Here is a 15,717-nt window from a genome sequence, read left to right as displayed (position 1 = left end):
TTTCTCCTCATTGAAAATAACGTAGATAGCTAAAGCAAGAATGGAACTCAAAAGCATAATATAAGCCCCTTTTGCTGATAAAAGTCATAATCCCATAATCCAGAAGCGTATTGGCTTGACGAAAGGGGGGTGAGCGGGCATTAATGGCCGCTTTTTCTGTTTTTGGCTGACTGAATAAGGTGTCTTATGAATGAAACCTCGCCTGTGGTGGTGATTGAAAAAATGGTGGCCGGTGGTTTGGGTCTGGCGCACCTTGACAGTGGCAAGAGTGTGTTGGTCAGTGACGTTTTACTTGATGAGCGTGTGCAGTTGCGCTTGCTCAGTGAGAAAAAAAATCATGTCATCGCGGAGCCTGAACAGATTGTGCAGGCGGCTGCACAGCGGGTAAAACCAGAATGTCGTTATGAAGCCCGTTGCGGTGGCTGCAATTTACAACACGCGGCTTACCCTGCTCAGTTGCGGGTTAAACAGCAGATGGTCAGTGATGCGTTGCAGCGAGTGGCGGGGTTGCCTGCTGAGGTGGCTGAGGCAATGCCTTTACCCATTGAGTCAGAAACCGCTTTTTTCTATCGACAGCGGATTCGTCTGCACGCATCCAAAAACGGTTTTGGTTATCGAATGAAAAAGTCTCAGCGGGTGGTGCCGATCAAGCGCTGCTTGCTGGCGGCAGAACCGCTCAACGAGGTTTTGATGCAGGTGGTGAGCGATTACCCTTGGCAGGCGAAACGCGGCCTGTGTGATGCCATCTCATTGCAACTGAACCCGGAGAGTTCAGGGGTAAAGCTGATGCTTTATTGTGATTTGGATTTTTTGCGTTTGGAGCTAAAGGCCTTTGCCCGTTGGGCGGTGCAGCACGACGGTGTGGAGGCGGTGTTCGCTGAGGTGAAAAATCGCGGTGTGTTTACGGCTGATGGTAAACGTGCTGAGGGCAGTGAGGCTTTGCTGCTAAGTGCTCACATTGATGGGCGGCGGGTAAGCTGGGAGACGGGGCGCTTTTTTCAGGTCAATCTGCCCCAGAACCAAACTATGTTGGATTATGTAAAGCAGCATTTAGAGCTGGATAAGACGAGCCGAGTGTTGGATCTCTACTGCGGGGTAGGTAATTTTTCTCTGCCGTTAGCAGAACGCTGTCATGAACTGTTGGGGATAGATTCTCAAGGCGGAGCGATGCGCATGGCGCGGCTCAACGCCAAAGAGGCGGGTCTGGAAAATTGTCGTTTTCAAAAAGGCGATGCCGGTCTGTTGGCAGAAAAGCTGGTGGAAAAAGGTGAAAAATTCAGTCATCTGGTGATAGACCCACCACGGCAGGGTGCGGCGGCGTTGTTGCCCTCCATCAAGGCGCTGGGCATTGAACAGATGGCTTACGTCTCTTGTGATCCAGTGACCTTGGCGCGAGACCTAAAGCAGTTGCTGGCGCAGGGTTGGGTGCTGGAGAAGCTACAGACCTTTGATCTGTTTCCGCAAACCCATCACATTGAGAGTGTGGCTATTTTGCAGCGTGTGAAGTGACATTGGGAAAGCTCACTGCAATCTGTAGCCCCCCCAGTTCGGCTCGGTGCAGCTCGATTTTGGCGTTGTGCAGATCACAAATGCGTTTGACAATGGAGAGGCCGATGCCACAGCCCGCTGCTTGTGGGTCTTCGCCCCGATAAAATCGGCTGAAAACCTGTTCGCGTTCTTCTTTTGGAATACCAGGGCCGCTGTCACAGACGCTCAGGCGCAGTTGATGTTCTGTTTTAACGATGCTGACCTGTACTTGGCCATGATCAGGGGTGTAACGAAGGGCGTTGTCGATCAAGTTGCGCAGTAAAATTCGCAAGGCAGCTGAGCTGCCAAACAGATAGTGGCGATCACTGTCGTCGGCCAGACTGAGGTCAATCTGTTTTTCCAGCGCCATCGGCGTGGATTGCACAATGGCATCCACCGCCAACGTGTGCAGATTCAGCGGGCCGTGTTGTTGGGTCTGGTTTTCGGGCTCTAAGCGCGCCATGGTCAGCAGTTGATCAATCAAATGGCTGGCACGATCAACCCCTTGCAGCAGCTGTTTTAAGGCGTGTTTTCTGGGGGCGGCTTCTTTAGCGGCGAGTGCCAATTGGGCGTGGGTACGCAACCCCGCCAGTGGCGTACGCAGTTCGTGAGCGGCGTCGGAGGTGAAACGCCGCTCTTTTTGCAGTGAATGTTGCAGACGTAAAAAAAGTCGGTTTAGCGCTTTGCTAAGGGGCAGAATTTCTTTGGGGGTTTTACTCAGTGTTAGCGGGTTGAGGTTGTTTTCATCTCGCTGCGAGAGTTCGGCGGTGACCTGTTTAAGGGGTTTTAGGCCTTGCGTGACGGCAATCCAGAGTAAGACGGAGAGGATGGGCAGAAGGAGAACAAAAGGAAAAGTGATTTCACGCAGGATGTCGTGGGTCAGTCTGTCACGTAAATTATAAGGTTGGGCACTGATGACGAGATACTCTTCTGCCTCATCCCAAGTTCCATAGGTGCGCCACCGTTCACCGAAAAACATCAGGTCGCTAAAACCAAAGGTGCTGCTGTAGTCGTGATCCAGCTTCTGCATCGGTGTGTCTGGGCTGTTGATCGAGTGCAAGATCAGTTGGCCTTGGCGGTCGAAAACTTGGAACACCAGTGTGAAATTAAAATCGTGGCTGTGGCCATGCTCTTCACCTTCAACGGTAAAACGATCCTCTAATTTGATTTCACTCAGATAGTCGATCTTTTTTTTCTGTTTGAGATCGGAGATGATGATGGAGCGTAGCAGACGGGTGGAGCTGGCCAGTTGAGCATCAAACAGTTCCAAGGTTTCGTGTTCTGCACCTTCGTAGCTGCTCCAGAGGCTGATGGCTCCGGTGACGGTAACGGTCAGCAATAACAGGCTCAGTAAGCGACGACGGAGAGACATGGTTATTCCGTATCACTCTGGGGTTTGTCGATCATGTAACCCACACCGCGAATGGTTCGAATCAGTTTGCTGCCGAGTTTTTTGCGGATGTGATGTATGTACACTTCGACGGCGTTGCTCTCCACTTCGTCACTCCAGCCATAAAGACTCTGTTCCAGCCGTTCACGGGAGAGCACTCGGCCACGATTTTCGAGCAGGTTTTGCAACACGGCAAATTCACGTCTGGAGAGCGTCACATTTCGCTTATTCTGTCGCAGGGTGTGAGCGGCGGGATCAAGCACCAAATCGCCGTGTTGCAGGACACTGTCGGTACGACCATGAGCGCGGCGGATCAACGCACGCAAACGAGCGCAGAGTTCTTCCAGATCAAAGGGTTTGACCAGATAGTCATCAGCACCGGCATCCAGCCCACCGATGCGGTCGTTAATGCCATCTTGTGCGGTGAGAATCAATACGGGGGTGGACTTGCCCTGCTCACGGAACTCTTTTAAGACCTCAAGGCCGGGCAGTTTTGGCAGACCCAGGTCAAGAATCACGGCATGAAATTCATTGTCTTGCAGGGCTCGTCGAGCGGTTTCACCGTCTTTGACCCAATCAACGGCGTAACCGTCGTTGCGTAAGCCTGTGTGAATGCCGTCACCCAGCAGAACATCATCCTCGACCAATAAAACGCGCATTGTGAAACACCTCTTAATAAAACTGTGCGGTATTCTGTGATTGTGCATCACTTAGGAATTCTAGGGTAGCTTAAACGGGTGTTGATGATAGCAAATTAGCGCTCAACGTGTTCTCTAGTAAGGGTCTGGTGGTTATGATTTGTAGAATTTTGTCAGGAGGGGTGAAACTGATGTATTTTCGCGTGAAAATGGCTTGTATTGTGGTTTGTCTGTTGTTGGGTAATTTTGTTGCAAAAACAACTGCATTGGAAGGTGTTGCTTTTTAGCAACTGTGTGGGGCTCCAAACGTGATGATTAAACTTATAACCGGCATTAGATCGGCCTTTAAGCGTCTTTGGTGCTGTTCTTCTGTACAAAATTCCTGACATTTTTATGAAAAAAGCAAAAAAGAGTTGTTTTAGAGCAACGGGTTTGCTATTGTTCGCCGCAGTTGCATGGTTGTTTACCACAAAACTTCGTGGTTTGACCTAATTTGTTGCTTTGTTAGGACGATTCGGAACATCTGGCAAGAAAAACTAAATTTTTTTATTTGTTAAATAACTGATTTAAGGTGAATAAAATGAAAAAGACCGTACTTGCTGTCGCGCTAAGTGCTTTGTTTGCAGGTTCTGCAATGGCTGATCCTAAGGTGTATGGTAACTTCCGTGCTTCTATGAACTTCGGTGATCTGAATGGCGCTGATAATGGCCTCAGTGTTGTAAACAACGTGTCTCGTTTGGGTGTGAAAGGTTCTTCAGGTACCGATAGCCTGAAAGGCATCTACCACATGCAGATGGGTGCTAACAACGACGGTGGTGGTGCAGCTCTTTCATCACGTTTTTACTTCGCTGGTTTGAAAGGCGGTTTTGGTAAAGTGATCTACGGTCGTTTGTCTACTCCTTACAAAATGGCCGGTGTAAAACAAGATCCCTTCTATGATACCAGTGCAGGTCCTGGTAACGGTGGTTCTAACTACGGTTACTCTGGTTTGAACAACGGTTTCACCGACAACAGCATCGCGTTCTACTCTTCTAAAATTGGCGGCGCAATCAGTGTGCACGGCAGCTTGAGCATTGATGATTCTGGTAACGACGACCATGACATCGGTTTTGGTGCAGAATTCTCTAACAAAATGTTCAAAGCCGGTGTTTCTGTGCTTTCAATTGGTGATGATGCAGCCGATGCAACTAATGGTGCCATCGTAGCTAAGGGCGCTGGTGTTGATACCGCAACTCGTGTTTACGGTTCAGCTAAACTGTCTGGCATCACCGTTGGCGCTTCTTTTGAAACCGTCGATACCGGTGCAGCTAACAGCCGTAACTACGTGCACGTTAACGGTTCTTTCAAAGTCAGCTCTGCTATGAAAATTGCTGCTTCTTTTGGTTCTGTGACCGACGGCACAACCGGCATGGGTTTTGACGCTACAGGTACTGGCTTCTCAGTGGGTGCATTCTACAATGTCCTGCCTAAAACCCGTTTAAGCGCCATCTTCACCAGCGTTGCTTATGATGATGTTGCTGTGATCACCGACCGTTCTGGTCTGTCAGTGGGTGTTGTACAAAGCTTCTAAGTTTTTTGCAGGCTTTGATGCCTGACTGAAAAACGGAAGTCTTAAAAGGGCAAAACGTGAAAACGTTTTGCCCTTTTTGCGTTTTGCTCGATAATAAACATCTTCAGACTTAGAAAGGAACGGTGTATTTTGTCTGCAGTCAGTTTAGAACGCTGTGGGGGGTATTGGCTGGGCAGTTTTCAGGCGATGGCCACTCCTTGTGAGATCCTGATGGAAGTAGAGGGTCAAGGGTTGGCCTCGGATCTGTTGAGCCTTGCGATGGGTGAAGCTCAGCGTATTGAGGCCAAATTCAGTCGTTATCGTGATGACAACATCATTGCCAGAATCAACACTTCTGCGGGTAAAAAAATTCGTCTGGATGAAGAGAGCGCGGGTCTATTGGATTGTGCTGACCGGTTTCACTGCTTGAGTAAAGGTCTGTTTGATATTACCGCCGGGGTGTTGCGCCGCATCTGGTCTTTTGACGGCACCACTGCACTGGCGACACAAACGCAAATTGATGCCATTTTACCCTTGGTGGGTTGGTCAAAAGTCAATTGGAAAAGCCCCTATCTGCAACTGCCCACTGGGATGGAAATTGATCTGGGTGGCATCGGCAAAGAGTATGCGGTGGATCGAGTGAGCCAATTGATTGCCCAGCAGAGCGAGGCCAGTGTGTTGGTCAATTTTGGCGGTGATTTGGCGCTGACGTGCGGCAAAAAAGACGGTTCGGCTTGGCGAGTGGCTTGTCGTGGCAGAGGGCGGCAGGGGCGTGTTTTGGCTCTGCATTCAGGTGCATTGGCCACCAGCGGTGATTCCCACCGTTACCTGCTCAACGAGGGGGTGCGTTACAGCCACATTCTCAATCCACACACAGGCTGGCCGGTGCAGCAAATGGTTGGCAGCGTCACCGTGGCGGCATCCAGTTGTGTGGAAGCGGGCATGTTGGCCACTTTGGCGTTGTTGCAGGGAGCTGGAGCCGAGCGGTTTTTAGAGCAGCAGGAGGTGATGTACTGGCTTGATTAAGAGGCGGAAGATTCTTCGGCGTGCTGTTTGAATGCGGCGAGTGTTTCGCGGTAGAGTTGTTCCAGTTCGTTATAAAGTGCTTGATTTTTCTGCTGGTGCAGTTCGCGTAGGGAGGTTTTTTCTGCTTGTTGACAGAATTTAAACAGTTTGTCTGCACCCAGCTCCGCCGCGTTGCCTTTTAGAGCATGTACGCCGTTTTTGAAGCTGATAAAATCAATCGGTGTGTGTAGAGATTGGTGTACTTTTTCCAGTAATTTATCGCCATCGTGTTGAAAACCTTGCATTAAATCAGCAACAAAATTGCCGTGCGGATCAATGCTGGAGAGTTCAGCCAGAGTTTGGCTGTTGAGCAGAGCAATCTTTGTAAGAGCGCCTTCGGTTTGGATTTTAAAGATTGAAGTGGTTTGTTGGCTTTTTAATGCTGAACTGTTGATGGCATCCAATAGACGTTTGCTGTCGATGGGTTTGGTTAAGTAATACGCTGCCCCTGCGGTGAGACAACGGTTGACGGTTAATTCTGTTGCGTCAGCGGAGAGCATCAACATTGGTGTGCTGTCATTGGGGTATTTGAAACGATGGGTTTTTAATACATCAAGACCGCCCAGATGATTCATATTGATGTCTAAAATGGCCAGATCAAAACCCTGTTGTTCAAGTGCTTCCAGTGCTTCGCTGCCATCATTGACCAGTGTGACGTGGTGACCGGCCCGTTGCAGTATTTTTTTGATGATGGTTCGATTCAGTTCATTGTCGTCGGCGGCTAAAATCTCCAATTTTAAATGGGGGTTTTTAGCCTGTTGGTAGGCTTCAATGGAAAAGGGCATTGGTTCGCTTTTTACCAGATGCCGTTTTTTTGGTTTTGCGGTTATCACCTCAAAATCGAGTTCGAACCAAAAATGGCTGCCGACATTTTCTGTGCTTTCGAGTCCAAGCGTGCCGCCCATGGTTTCAATGTTCTCTTTAACAATGGTCATTCCTAAGCCATTGCCGCCGTAACGGGAGTTGATTTCATCGTTGGCTTGTTGAAAACGTTCAAAAATCTTTTGTTGGTTGGTTTTACTGATGCCGATGCCCGTGTCGTTGATTTCAAACCGGATCAAGGCGTGTTTTGGTTTCTGTTGTCGTAAGCTGATGTTGATTTCGATGTGACCCTGCTGGGTAAATTTAAGCGCGTTGCCGAGCAGGTTGTTTAGAATTTGTTTGAGCAGCTGGGGGTCACCGTGTAATTGCTTGGGAACATCTTGGTTCATTTGACAGAGGTAGCGTAGGTTTTTGCTTTCGGTGCGTTTTTTAAACAGGCCGCTGAGGTCGGCCAGCAGTTCGTCTAAATCAAAGGCGCGTTCTGATATCTGCTGTTTACCGGCTTCAATTTGTGCGCGTACCAGCAGTCGTTCGATCAGTTCGAGTAAGCTCTGAGCGGATCTATGAATGACCTCGCAGCACTCCCGTTGCTCTTGGTTGAGGTCGGTTTCGGCGAGCATGTCGTTCATGCCGGTAATGCCGTTCAGTGGGGTACGCAGATCGTGACTGATATTGGATAAAAATTCAGATTTGGCGCGGTTGGCGCGGGTGGCGTTCTCAATGGCTTGGTGCAGATCGCCGATCAATTTGCTCATGTAGTAGGGGATGGCAAACAGAACAATCAGAAATCCACTGCTAAAAAAGAGGTGTTTTGACCAAAAGTCGCTGAGCAGCACCACCAAGGCAAAACCAAACAGGCCAATGGCCGCAGCGTGACGCAACTCGCCAACGCCGTAACGAAAACCGTTGCCCATAATCACCCAGAGGTAGATGGCGATCAGCGGTGTGCCTGCTTCACCGGCACTGCCGATGACCAGAGAGGTCGCCCCGAGGTCCATGAGCATATTTATCCTGCGGCGCAGATTGCAGGGCGAGGGGCGAAGTTTCAGGCTCAAACCGTTCAGCAGTGCGTAGAGCAGAAACAGACCACTGATCAGTTGGGGTGGCAGCAGGTGGGAGAGTTCGGTTTGAGGGGCGAAAATAAAGTGGGTAAAAGCCAAACTGCCAATGACGATGCGCCATTTGGCTTGCTCTCTTTCATGGCTCATGTAGGGTTAAGGATGAGCTTTGGCCGTGGGCACTTGATCGCGGAGCCGCTCTTCAACAACGCGGATTTTATCCAATTGCTGAAAAAAAGCATCAACGCAGTCGGGGTCAAAGTGACTGCCACGGAGCGACTCGATGTGTTGGGCGGCTTTTTCAGAGCTCCATGCCGGTTTGTAAGGGCGAATGGAAGTGAGGGCATCGTACATATCGGCCAAGGCGATGATGCGAGAGACCAAGGGAATTTTATTGCCCTTGATGCCTGCTGGATAGCCGCTGCCATCGAATTTTTCATGGTGGGTAAGGGCGATGGTGGCACCTTGTTGAATGTAATGAGAGTCGCTTTGTTTCAGAATGTTGTAGCCGATGGTGGTGTGAGTTTTCATGATTTTCCACTCATTGGCATTCAGTTTTCCCGGTTTGAGCAGAATGTGATCGGGGATGCCGATTTTGCCGATGTCGTGCATGGGGGCGGTACGTTCAATCTCTTCGCAGCATTTGGTGTCTAGATTCAGTGCTTCGGCGATAAAACGAGCGTATTTGGCCATGCGAATCATATGATTTCCGGTCTCTTCGTCACGGTATTCACCGGCTTTGGCCAGTCGCAGCAGGGTTTCTTGTTCACGGCGAGCGACTTCTTGGGTGGCTTGCTGAATTTGCTCTTCCAGAGAGCGGGCGTGATATTGAATCGTTTTGTGTTGTTGGCGCATTTTGAGTAGATTACGACAGCGTGCTTGGCACTCTTGCTGGTCGATGGGACGGCTTAAAAAATCGCTGGCACCGGCTTCTAGGGCATCATAACGGGTCTGTTTGTCGGCGACGATGGTAACGATCATCAGTGGCACGTCGGCGCAGTGTGGTATTTTGCGAATTTGGCGGGTAAGCTCGACTCCGTTCATGCTGGGCATTTTGAAGTCGCTCAGGATCAGGTCGGGGCTGTGTTCCTCCAGCCAGATTAGGGCCTCTTTGGGCAGGGAAAAAATTTTTATGCTCAATTTGGGGTCGATGCCGAGGATGATTTTTTCCAGAATGCGACTGCCAGTTTGTTGGTCGTCGATGATCAAGACCCAGGATGGCATTGGGGCTGGCTTGTGATGAGGGCAACTTTTTGTCATGGTACACAACGCTTCCTTGAGCGGTATCTCCAAGGGCTTGATCCCAAGGGCTTGATCCCAAGGGCTTGATCCCAAGGGCTTGATCCCAAGGGCTTGATCCCAAGGGCTTGATCCCAAGGGCTTGATCCCAAGGGCTTGAATATTAACGTCAGCTTAAGTAAATTGTTTATTTCTAATATGAAGTAGCATTCTACGGAACATTAGGATGCTAAAATCCAATAAAAATGTGTTTTATTTAATGACATAACCTGACTCTTGTTGGGTTTGTCTGGAGTGAAACTGGTGTCATCAGAACGGTTACAAAAAGTATTGGCGCAGGCGGGATTGGGTTCTCGCCGAGCGATGGAAGTGTGGATTAAACAAGGAGTGATTAAGGTCAACCAACAGGTTGCCGTGTTAGGAGCGAAGGTCGAGGTGGGAGACCGCATCAAGGTGGATGATCGCCAATATGAGGTCTGCGAATTGGATGAAAAGGAGAGGCCTCGCTTGCTGCTGTATCACAAACCCGATGGCGAGATTTCAACCCGCAACGACCCTGAAGGGCGCAAAACGGTCTTTCATCGCTTGCCGCAGCTTAGAAACGGTCGCTGGATTGCGGTCGGGCAGCTTGGACATCAACACCTCTGGGGTGTTGTTGTTCACCAACTCCGGTGAGTTGGCCAATCGTTTGATGCACCCGTCGAGTGAAATCGAGCGCGAATACGCAGTGCGTATTTTGGGTGAGGTGGACGATCAGATGTTGAAAAATCTCAAACACGGTGTGGAGCTGGAAGACGGTCCGGCCAAATTTGACAGCATTGAAGATGCCGGTGGGCAAGGCAGCAACCACTGGTATCACGTCACCCTAAAAGAGGGACGTAACCAAGAGGTGCGGCGGCTCTGGACATCACAAGGGGTGACGGTCAGCCGTCTGATTCGGGTGCGGTTTGGCGATTTGTTGCTGCCTCGTGATCTGAGGATAGGCAAGTTTGTTGACGTGGATCTGCGTCGTCAAACGTGGCTTAAAGCGCTTTCTGCAACAGGCCAACGCGGTGCAGAGTTTGACCTTGAAGTCACTGCACCCTCGTCGATTGCGCGCGCGCAGCGGCAAATCACAAGCGAAACATCGGCGGCATTGAGCTGAGGTACGTTTGATCTGCGTTCCCACGCTGGAGCATGGGGACGAGGTGTAAATAAAGGGAGTTGATATGCGTTTACAGGTTTTTTCTGATCTGCATTTGGAGTTTGGCTTATTGGAGCTGCCCGAGACCGAGGCGGATGTGATTATCGCAGCCGGTGATGTGGCCTTGGGAGCGGATGGCATTCAGTGGTTGGATACTTTGGGAAAACCGGTGGTGTTTGTCGGTGGTAATCACGACTATTGGTACGGCGATCTGCGTGACCGTGTGTTGGAGTTTCGCGCTGAATCGCACTTTACCCAAGTGAACTACTTGGAAAACGAGGTGTATGAGCAGCAGGGGGTGCGTTTTTTGGGTTGCACCCTCTGGACGGATTACAACGATCAAAACCCGCAAGTGATGGAGATGGCGGAGATGGCGGTGAATGATTTTCGCCACATTAGCTTCGATCAACGTCCGATGAAAGCGCAGGATTTGGTGGCCATTCATCAGACATCAAAAGTCTGGTTGGCCAAGGAGTTGGCGAAACCCTATGCGGGTAAAACCGTGGTGGTGACTCATCATGCGCCGACAGAGTTGAGCTGGTTTTCTGGGATCAAAAATGACATTCGTTATGCTTACTGCAATGATTTAGCCGACTGGATGGCCGGTTTTAAGATTGATTTGTGGGTGCATGGTCATGTGCATAAGGTTTCTGATTATCGTTGTGGAGCAACACGCGTGGTTTGTAACCCTCGTGGTTATTATAATTATCAAGAAACGGTGGATTTTGTTGGTGATAAATTAATTGAATTGTAATTGTTATTGTTTTTTTTATCCAACCATTTGATTTGTATTGAAAAACAGTAGCCTTATTTAATGTGGATATAAAAACGCTGTTGGATTTTGCTAGGAAATAAGGTTATCAGAAATAGTTCAGAGGCCGTGGATAAACTTCAATCCGACAGCAAGGGGTACTTTTTGGAAAGGACGCCTTAGGATTTGACCACAAGGATGGGGTCTCCCAAGGATGGGATCGAATTTGTTACATTTTTAAGGATTGGGTCGTGACTCGTATTCATGACTTCTCAGGGAGTGAGCATACCAAGATTGGGAACGGTATGAAGTTGAATTTATAAGGTTCAAGGATGGAGCGGCTTCGGGATGAGGCTGGGGCAGGAGGCTCCATAAGTCCACAGGGTGTGGCGGATGACTAGGATGGTTATTTGCAGGTATGGATGTTTGAATTTACAAGGTAGTACTCTCCTTTAATGCCACAAGTCTGCTTTTCTTTTTAGAAGAGATGATTTGCTGGCATTTATTTTGTCTGCGATTTGGTGCTTTACAAAAGTGGCTCGGTTCGGTAAAGTCCCGCCCCTTATCCCTTTGGGGAATTGGAGAGGTGTCCGAGCGGCTGAAGGAGCACGCCTGGAAAGCGTGTATACGCTAACGCGTATCGAGGGTTCGAATCCCTCTCTCTCCGCCATTTTTTAGCGGGTCGCAGCACGCGGCTCTGCTGGTTCCTTGTTATGGTGATCTGATCGGTCCCCTCGCGACAACAAACTGTGGACCCCGTCAGGCCTGGAAGGGAGCAGCGGCAACAGTGGACTTGGGTGCCGAGGTGTGGCTGGTTTGGATCGCCACCTCATTTTCTGCCATTCCAATGGCATCTGGTTTATACTCGTTCCCCCTTTTATCAGCCCTGTTTTACAATCCCTTTGATGAAAAAGCCCAACAGATGAGTTATCAGGTTTTGGCGCGCCGCTGGCGGCCACGTAATTTTGAGCAAGTGGTGGGGCAAGAGCATGTGCTGCGCGCATTGATCAATGCCCTTAACAGCCAACGGTTGCATCACGCTTATTTGTTCAGTGGTACGCGCGGGGTGGGCAAGACCACTTTGGCGCGCATCTTGGCTAAAAGCCTCAATTGCGAGTCGGGCGTAACCGCCACCCCATGCGGTGTGTGCAGTGCCTGTCAATCCATTGATGAAGGCCGTTTTGTTGATCTGATCGAGGTGGATGCCGCCTCGCGTACCAAGGTGGAAGAGACTCGGGAGCTGTTGGAAAACGTGCCTTACGCGCCCACTCAAGGGCGTTATAAGGTCTACCTGATTGATGAGGTACACATGTTCTCCAATCACAGCTTTAATGCGCTGCTGAAAACGCTGGAAGAACCTCCGCCGCACGTTAAATTTCTGCTTGCCACCACCGATCCACAAAAACTGCCGGTCACCGTTCTCTCGCGCTGTCTGCAATTTAACCTCAAAAGTCTACCGGCAGAGTTGATTGCGCCGCATTTACAGACGGTCTTAGGTAAAGAAGAAATTGAGTTCGATGAGTTGGCTCTGCGCCAGTTGGCTAAAGCTGCGCAGGGCAGTATGCGCGATGCCTTGAGTTTATTGGATCAGGCCATCGCCTTTGGGAATGGCACGGTGCGCGATGCCGATGTGAGCCAGATGTTGGGCAGCATTCATCCGGAAAAATTGCTTGGTCTGCTCAGCGCGTTGATTGGCAACGATGCTGAGGCTATTTTAGCCGCCATCGCTGTTTTGGCGCAGAGTGTGCCGGATTACGAATCGGTATTGGAAGAGCTGTTGAAATTGATTCATCAGTTGGTGTTGGCGCAGGTGGTGCCCTCTGCTTTGGATCACGTCTGGTTGGACAGCAGGCCGTTGCTGGCGCTGGCCAAGCAGGTGAGCGCGGAAGAGTTGCAACTTTATTATCAAATTGGTCTGAATGGGCGCAAAGATCTGCCTTTGGCACCTTCGCAGCGTTTGGGGCTGGAGATGATTTTGTTGCGGATGCTGGTGTTTCGACCCGCTGCGCCTGTGACGAAACAGAGCACTGAAATGCCTCTTGTTGGGCGAGCCGAGCCAGAGAAAAAGCCGTCGATGACGCCTGCTGAGCCGGTGGTTACTTCTGTGGCATCCGTTCCTGTGGCTCCCGTCATGTCGCCAAACGAAGGCATGAGCCGAGGCGAGATGTTGCGTGCCGCCCTGCACCCTGAAAAAAAAAAGCCAGTCGCAGAGGTAAAGGTCGCCCCTAAAACCAAGTTGGTGGTTTCGCCAACTGTTGCTCCTGTTTCGACTGCGGTTCCAATTCCAGCGCCCGTTGCTAAGCCTCTTCACTCGAAGGGAGGAGGGAATCCAGCTCAGAGTTGGGCGGAGATTATTGAGGCGGCTCATTTACGCGGTCTTCCGTATGAGTTGGCCACCCACTGCGTTTTGCTGGAAAAACGCGAGAATGTGCTGCGCTTGCAGATGAACGCGGAACACGGACATCTGCAAAAGCCACGTTTTGTGCAAGGTCTGACAGCGGCGTTGAGTGACTATTATCAGCACGCGGTGACGTTGCGTTTTGAGCAGGGTGCAGCGCAGAACGAGGTGCAAGGTGAAACTCCGGCACAACGGCGACAGCGGTTGGTCAAGGAGCGTCAGCAGGCTGCGGAGCAGGCGATTATGAATGACAGCAATGTGCAGGCCTTGCAGCAGCAGTTTGGTGCCGAGGTGGTTGCGGGCAGTGTGCGGCCACGAGACGAATAATTGCTAGATTGAATAAACAGGGTGGATATGGAATCGATCCCTACTTTTAATGGTTTTGAGAAGAGAGGCAGGATGATGAAAGGTGGATTGGGTGGCTTGATGAAACAAGCGCAAAAGATGCAAGCAGACATGCAAAAAGCACAGGAAGAGGTGGCCAATTTAGAGGTTGAAGGCCAAGCCGGTGGTGGCATGGTGAAGGTGAGCATGAACGGTCGTCATGAGTTGCGCCGAGTTCATATTGATCCTGCTTTGATGGAGGACGACAAAGAGATGTTGGAAGATCTGCTGGCCGCTGCGGTTAACGATGCGACCAAAAAAGTCGATGCCGCCAGCAAAGATATGATGTCCGGTGTCACCTCCGGTATGTCTTTGCCGCCTGGTTTTAAAATGCCCTTTTAGGGGGCGTTTATTTTGGCTCTGTTACCTCAACTGATTGATGCGTTGCGCTGTTTGCCGGGCGTGGGTGAGAAGTCTGCTCGACGGATGGCTTTTTATCTGTTGGAACGGGATCGTGCCGGTGGTGTGAGGTTGGCCGATCTGTTGCAAAAAGCGATGCAGGGCATCGGTCATTGTCAGTCGTGCCGAACGTTTACCGAGGCGGACGTGTGTGAGCTGTGCCTCAATCCGCGTCGTTCGAAAAAGCAGCTCTGTGTGTTGGAGATGCCGACGGATGTGATGGCGATTGAATCGGCAACGCACTACGAAGGGCTTTATTTTGTGCTGATGGGGCATCTGTCGCCATTGGATGGCATCGGTCCGGCTGAGTTGGGTCTGGATCTGTTGGAGCAGCGCCTTGCAACGAATGAGATTGAAGAGCTGATTTTGGCCACCAACCCGACGGTGGAAGGTGAAGCGACGGCCTTTTACATCAGTGAAATGGCCAAAGAGCAGGGCATCAAAGTGACGCGCATTGCCCACGGAGTCCCCTTGGGCGGTGAGTTGGAGTTTGTCGATCGCAGTACCTTGTCTCATGCGTTGGCCGGTCGCCAAGAAATTTAGCCTGTTGTTTTGAAGGAGCGTGTATGTCTGATTGTCTGTTTTGCAATATTGTTGATGGCAAGATTCCCGCTGAAATTGTCTACGAAAATAAGCAGGTAGTGGCCTTTCGTGATCTCAACCCACAAGCGCCGTTGCATGTGTTGCTGATTCCGAAAAAGCACATTGCCACTTTAAATGATCTTGAGAGTGAAGATAGCGCGGTAATGGGTGCGTTGATTTTGGCCGCGAAAAAAGTGGCCGAAGCGGAAGGGGTCGCTGAAAGTGGTTATCGCACCGTGATCAATTGCGGTGAACAGGGTGGTCAATCCGTCTACCACATTCATTTGCACCTGTTGGCAGGACGACAGATGCAGTGGCCACCTGGTTAAGCGTGCTTTGGTTTTTCTATGATCGGATTATCTAGAATCAGCGCCGCTACTACGTCACGATCTTCGGAGAGCAGAATATTGTAGGTACGACAGGCGGCAGAGGTGTTCATTACCTCAAAACCGATCTGTTGTTTGGCGAACAGCATCATGATCTCCATTGGCGGAAAGATCTGTTTGTCGCCGGTGCCGAGAATGACGATTTCCGGTTTCAGATCCAGCACCGCCTGTAGCGTGTCGAGATTGAGACTGCTGAGACCGTCAATGGGCCACTTTTGAATCTGTTCTCGATTGACGATCAGATGGTAGGGGTGACGACGACCTAAAACGGTAACCCCTTCTGGGCCGTAACCGCTGACGTGATGGTCGTTGTCACCAAATGTTTCGCTGAATTTCATCTGCCGCC

At 50.4% G+C, this 15,717-nt stretch carries 15 protein-coding genes, 1 tRNA gene and 1 other RNA gene; 12 read left to right on the top strand and 5 right to left on the bottom strand.

What is annotated here, in order from left to right; genetic code table 11:
- Nucleotides 1-186: 186 nt before the first annotated feature.
- Nucleotides 187-1,509 (top strand): 23S rRNA (uracil(1939)-C(5))-methyltransferase RlmD, encoded by a 1,323-nt coding sequence (gene rlmD, locus Q9O24_11100; GenBank protein ID MDQ7075672.1) that lies wholly within the window; start codon nt 187-189, stop codon nt 1,507-1,509.
- Here rlmD and Q9O24_11095 read toward each other — a convergent pair.
- Both Q9O24_11095 and Q9O24_11090 read right to left on the bottom strand, forming a co-directional pair.
- Nucleotides 1,487-2,899: an ATP-binding protein gene (locus tag Q9O24_11095; GenBank protein ID MDQ7075671.1), complete on the bottom strand. Its 1,413-nt coding sequence runs from the start codon at nt 2,897-2,899 to the stop codon at nt 1,487-1,489. The genes rlmD and Q9O24_11095 overlap by 23 nt on opposite strands.
- 2 nt (nt 2,900-2,901) lie before the next feature.
- Nucleotides 2,902-3,576, bottom strand: a complete 675-nt coding sequence (locus tag Q9O24_11090; protein ID MDQ7075670.1) for a response regulator — start codon at nt 3,574-3,576, stop codon at nt 2,902-2,904.
- A gap of 559 nt (nt 3,577-4,135) precedes the next feature.
- On the opposite strand from Q9O24_11090, the gene Q9O24_11085 reads away from it, so the two are divergent.
- Nucleotides 4,136-5,125 (top strand): porin, encoded by a 990-nt coding sequence (locus tag Q9O24_11085; GenBank protein ID MDQ7075669.1) that lies wholly within the window; start codon nt 4,136-4,138, stop codon nt 5,123-5,125.
- Between the two features lie 126 nt (nt 5,126-5,251).
- Nucleotides 5,252-6,130: an FAD:protein FMN transferase gene (locus Q9O24_11080; GenBank protein ID MDQ7075668.1), complete on the top strand. Its 879-nt coding sequence runs from the start codon at nt 5,252-5,254 to the stop codon at nt 6,128-6,130.
- Here Q9O24_11080 and Q9O24_11075 read toward each other — a convergent pair.
- Together Q9O24_11075 and Q9O24_11070 are read right to left on the bottom strand one after the other, a co-directional pair.
- On the bottom strand, nt 6,127-8,199 hold the full coding sequence (locus tag Q9O24_11075; GenBank protein MDQ7075667.1) for an ATP-binding protein: 2,073 nt from the start codon (nt 8,197-8,199) through the stop codon (nt 6,127-6,129). The two genes, Q9O24_11080 and Q9O24_11075, sit on opposite strands and share 4 nt — an antisense overlap.
- A gap of 6 nt (nt 8,200-8,205) precedes the next feature.
- Nucleotides 8,206-9,273, bottom strand: coding sequence for a response regulator (locus Q9O24_11070; GenBank protein MDQ7075666.1), 1,068 nt, complete (start codon nt 9,271-9,273; stop codon nt 8,206-8,208).
- Between the two features lie 318 nt (nt 9,274-9,591).
- Between Q9O24_11070 and Q9O24_11065 the strand changes: the two genes are divergently transcribed.
- The 9 genes from Q9O24_11065 (at nt 9,592) to Q9O24_11025 (ending at nt 15,314) form a co-directional block, all read left to right on the top strand.
- A complete protein-coding gene (locus Q9O24_11065; GenBank protein MDQ7075665.1) occupies nt 9,592-9,963 on the top strand; it encodes a S4 domain-containing protein in 372 nt (123 codons plus the stop codon).
- Entirely contained in the window at nt 9,902-10,432 is a 531-nt protein-coding gene (locus Q9O24_11060) for a pseudouridine synthase (GenBank protein ID MDQ7075664.1), read from the top strand. The genes Q9O24_11065 and Q9O24_11060 overlap by 62 nt, the downstream gene beginning before the upstream one ends.
- A gap of 64 nt (nt 10,433-10,496) precedes the next feature.
- Nucleotides 10,497-11,225 (top strand): metallophosphoesterase, encoded by a 729-nt coding sequence (locus Q9O24_11055; protein MDQ7075663.1) that lies wholly within the window; start codon nt 10,497-10,499, stop codon nt 11,223-11,225.
- A gap of 577 nt (nt 11,226-11,802) precedes the next feature.
- Nucleotides 11,803-11,892: transfer RNA gene (locus tag Q9O24_11050), tRNA-Ser, on the top strand.
- A gap of 53 nt (nt 11,893-11,945) precedes the next feature.
- An RNA gene (ffs, locus tag Q9O24_11045) (signal recognition particle sRNA small type) lies at nt 11,946-12,042 on the top strand.
- 102 nt (nt 12,043-12,144) lie between these two features.
- Nucleotides 12,145-13,947 (top strand): DNA polymerase III subunit gamma/tau, encoded by a 1,803-nt coding sequence (dnaX, locus tag Q9O24_11040; GenBank protein ID MDQ7075662.1) that lies wholly within the window; start codon nt 12,145-12,147, stop codon nt 13,945-13,947.
- Nucleotides 13,948-14,019: 72 nt separating this feature from the next.
- Nucleotides 14,020-14,346, top strand: a complete 327-nt coding sequence (locus tag Q9O24_11035) for a YbaB/EbfC family nucleoid-associated protein (protein MDQ7075661.1) — start codon at nt 14,020-14,022, stop codon at nt 14,344-14,346.
- A 12-nt stretch (nt 14,347-14,358) separates the two neighbouring features.
- Nucleotides 14,359-14,946, top strand: coding sequence for a recombination mediator RecR (gene recR, locus Q9O24_11030; protein ID MDQ7075660.1), 588 nt, complete (start codon nt 14,359-14,361; stop codon nt 14,944-14,946).
- Nucleotides 14,947-14,969: 23 nt separating this feature from the next.
- Entirely contained in the window at nt 14,970-15,314 is a 345-nt protein-coding gene (locus tag Q9O24_11025; protein MDQ7075659.1) for a histidine triad nucleotide-binding protein, read from the top strand.
- On the opposite strand, the gene Q9O24_11020 is transcribed toward Q9O24_11025, so the two are convergent.
- A complete protein-coding gene (locus tag Q9O24_11020; GenBank protein ID MDQ7075658.1) occupies nt 15,311-15,709 on the bottom strand; it encodes an Mth938-like domain-containing protein in 399 nt (132 codons plus the stop codon). The two genes, Q9O24_11025 and Q9O24_11020, sit on opposite strands and share 4 nt — an antisense overlap.
- Nucleotides 15,710-15,717 lie beyond the last annotated feature (8 nt).

The sequence above is a fragment of the Gammaproteobacteria bacterium genome, assembly GCA_030949385.1.
GTDB lineage: Bacteria > Pseudomonadota > Gammaproteobacteria > JAUZRS01 > JAUZRS01 > JAUZRS01.
The sequence above is the reverse complement of the archived record's forward strand: the minus strand, read 5'-3'. Positions and strand labels throughout refer to the sequence as shown.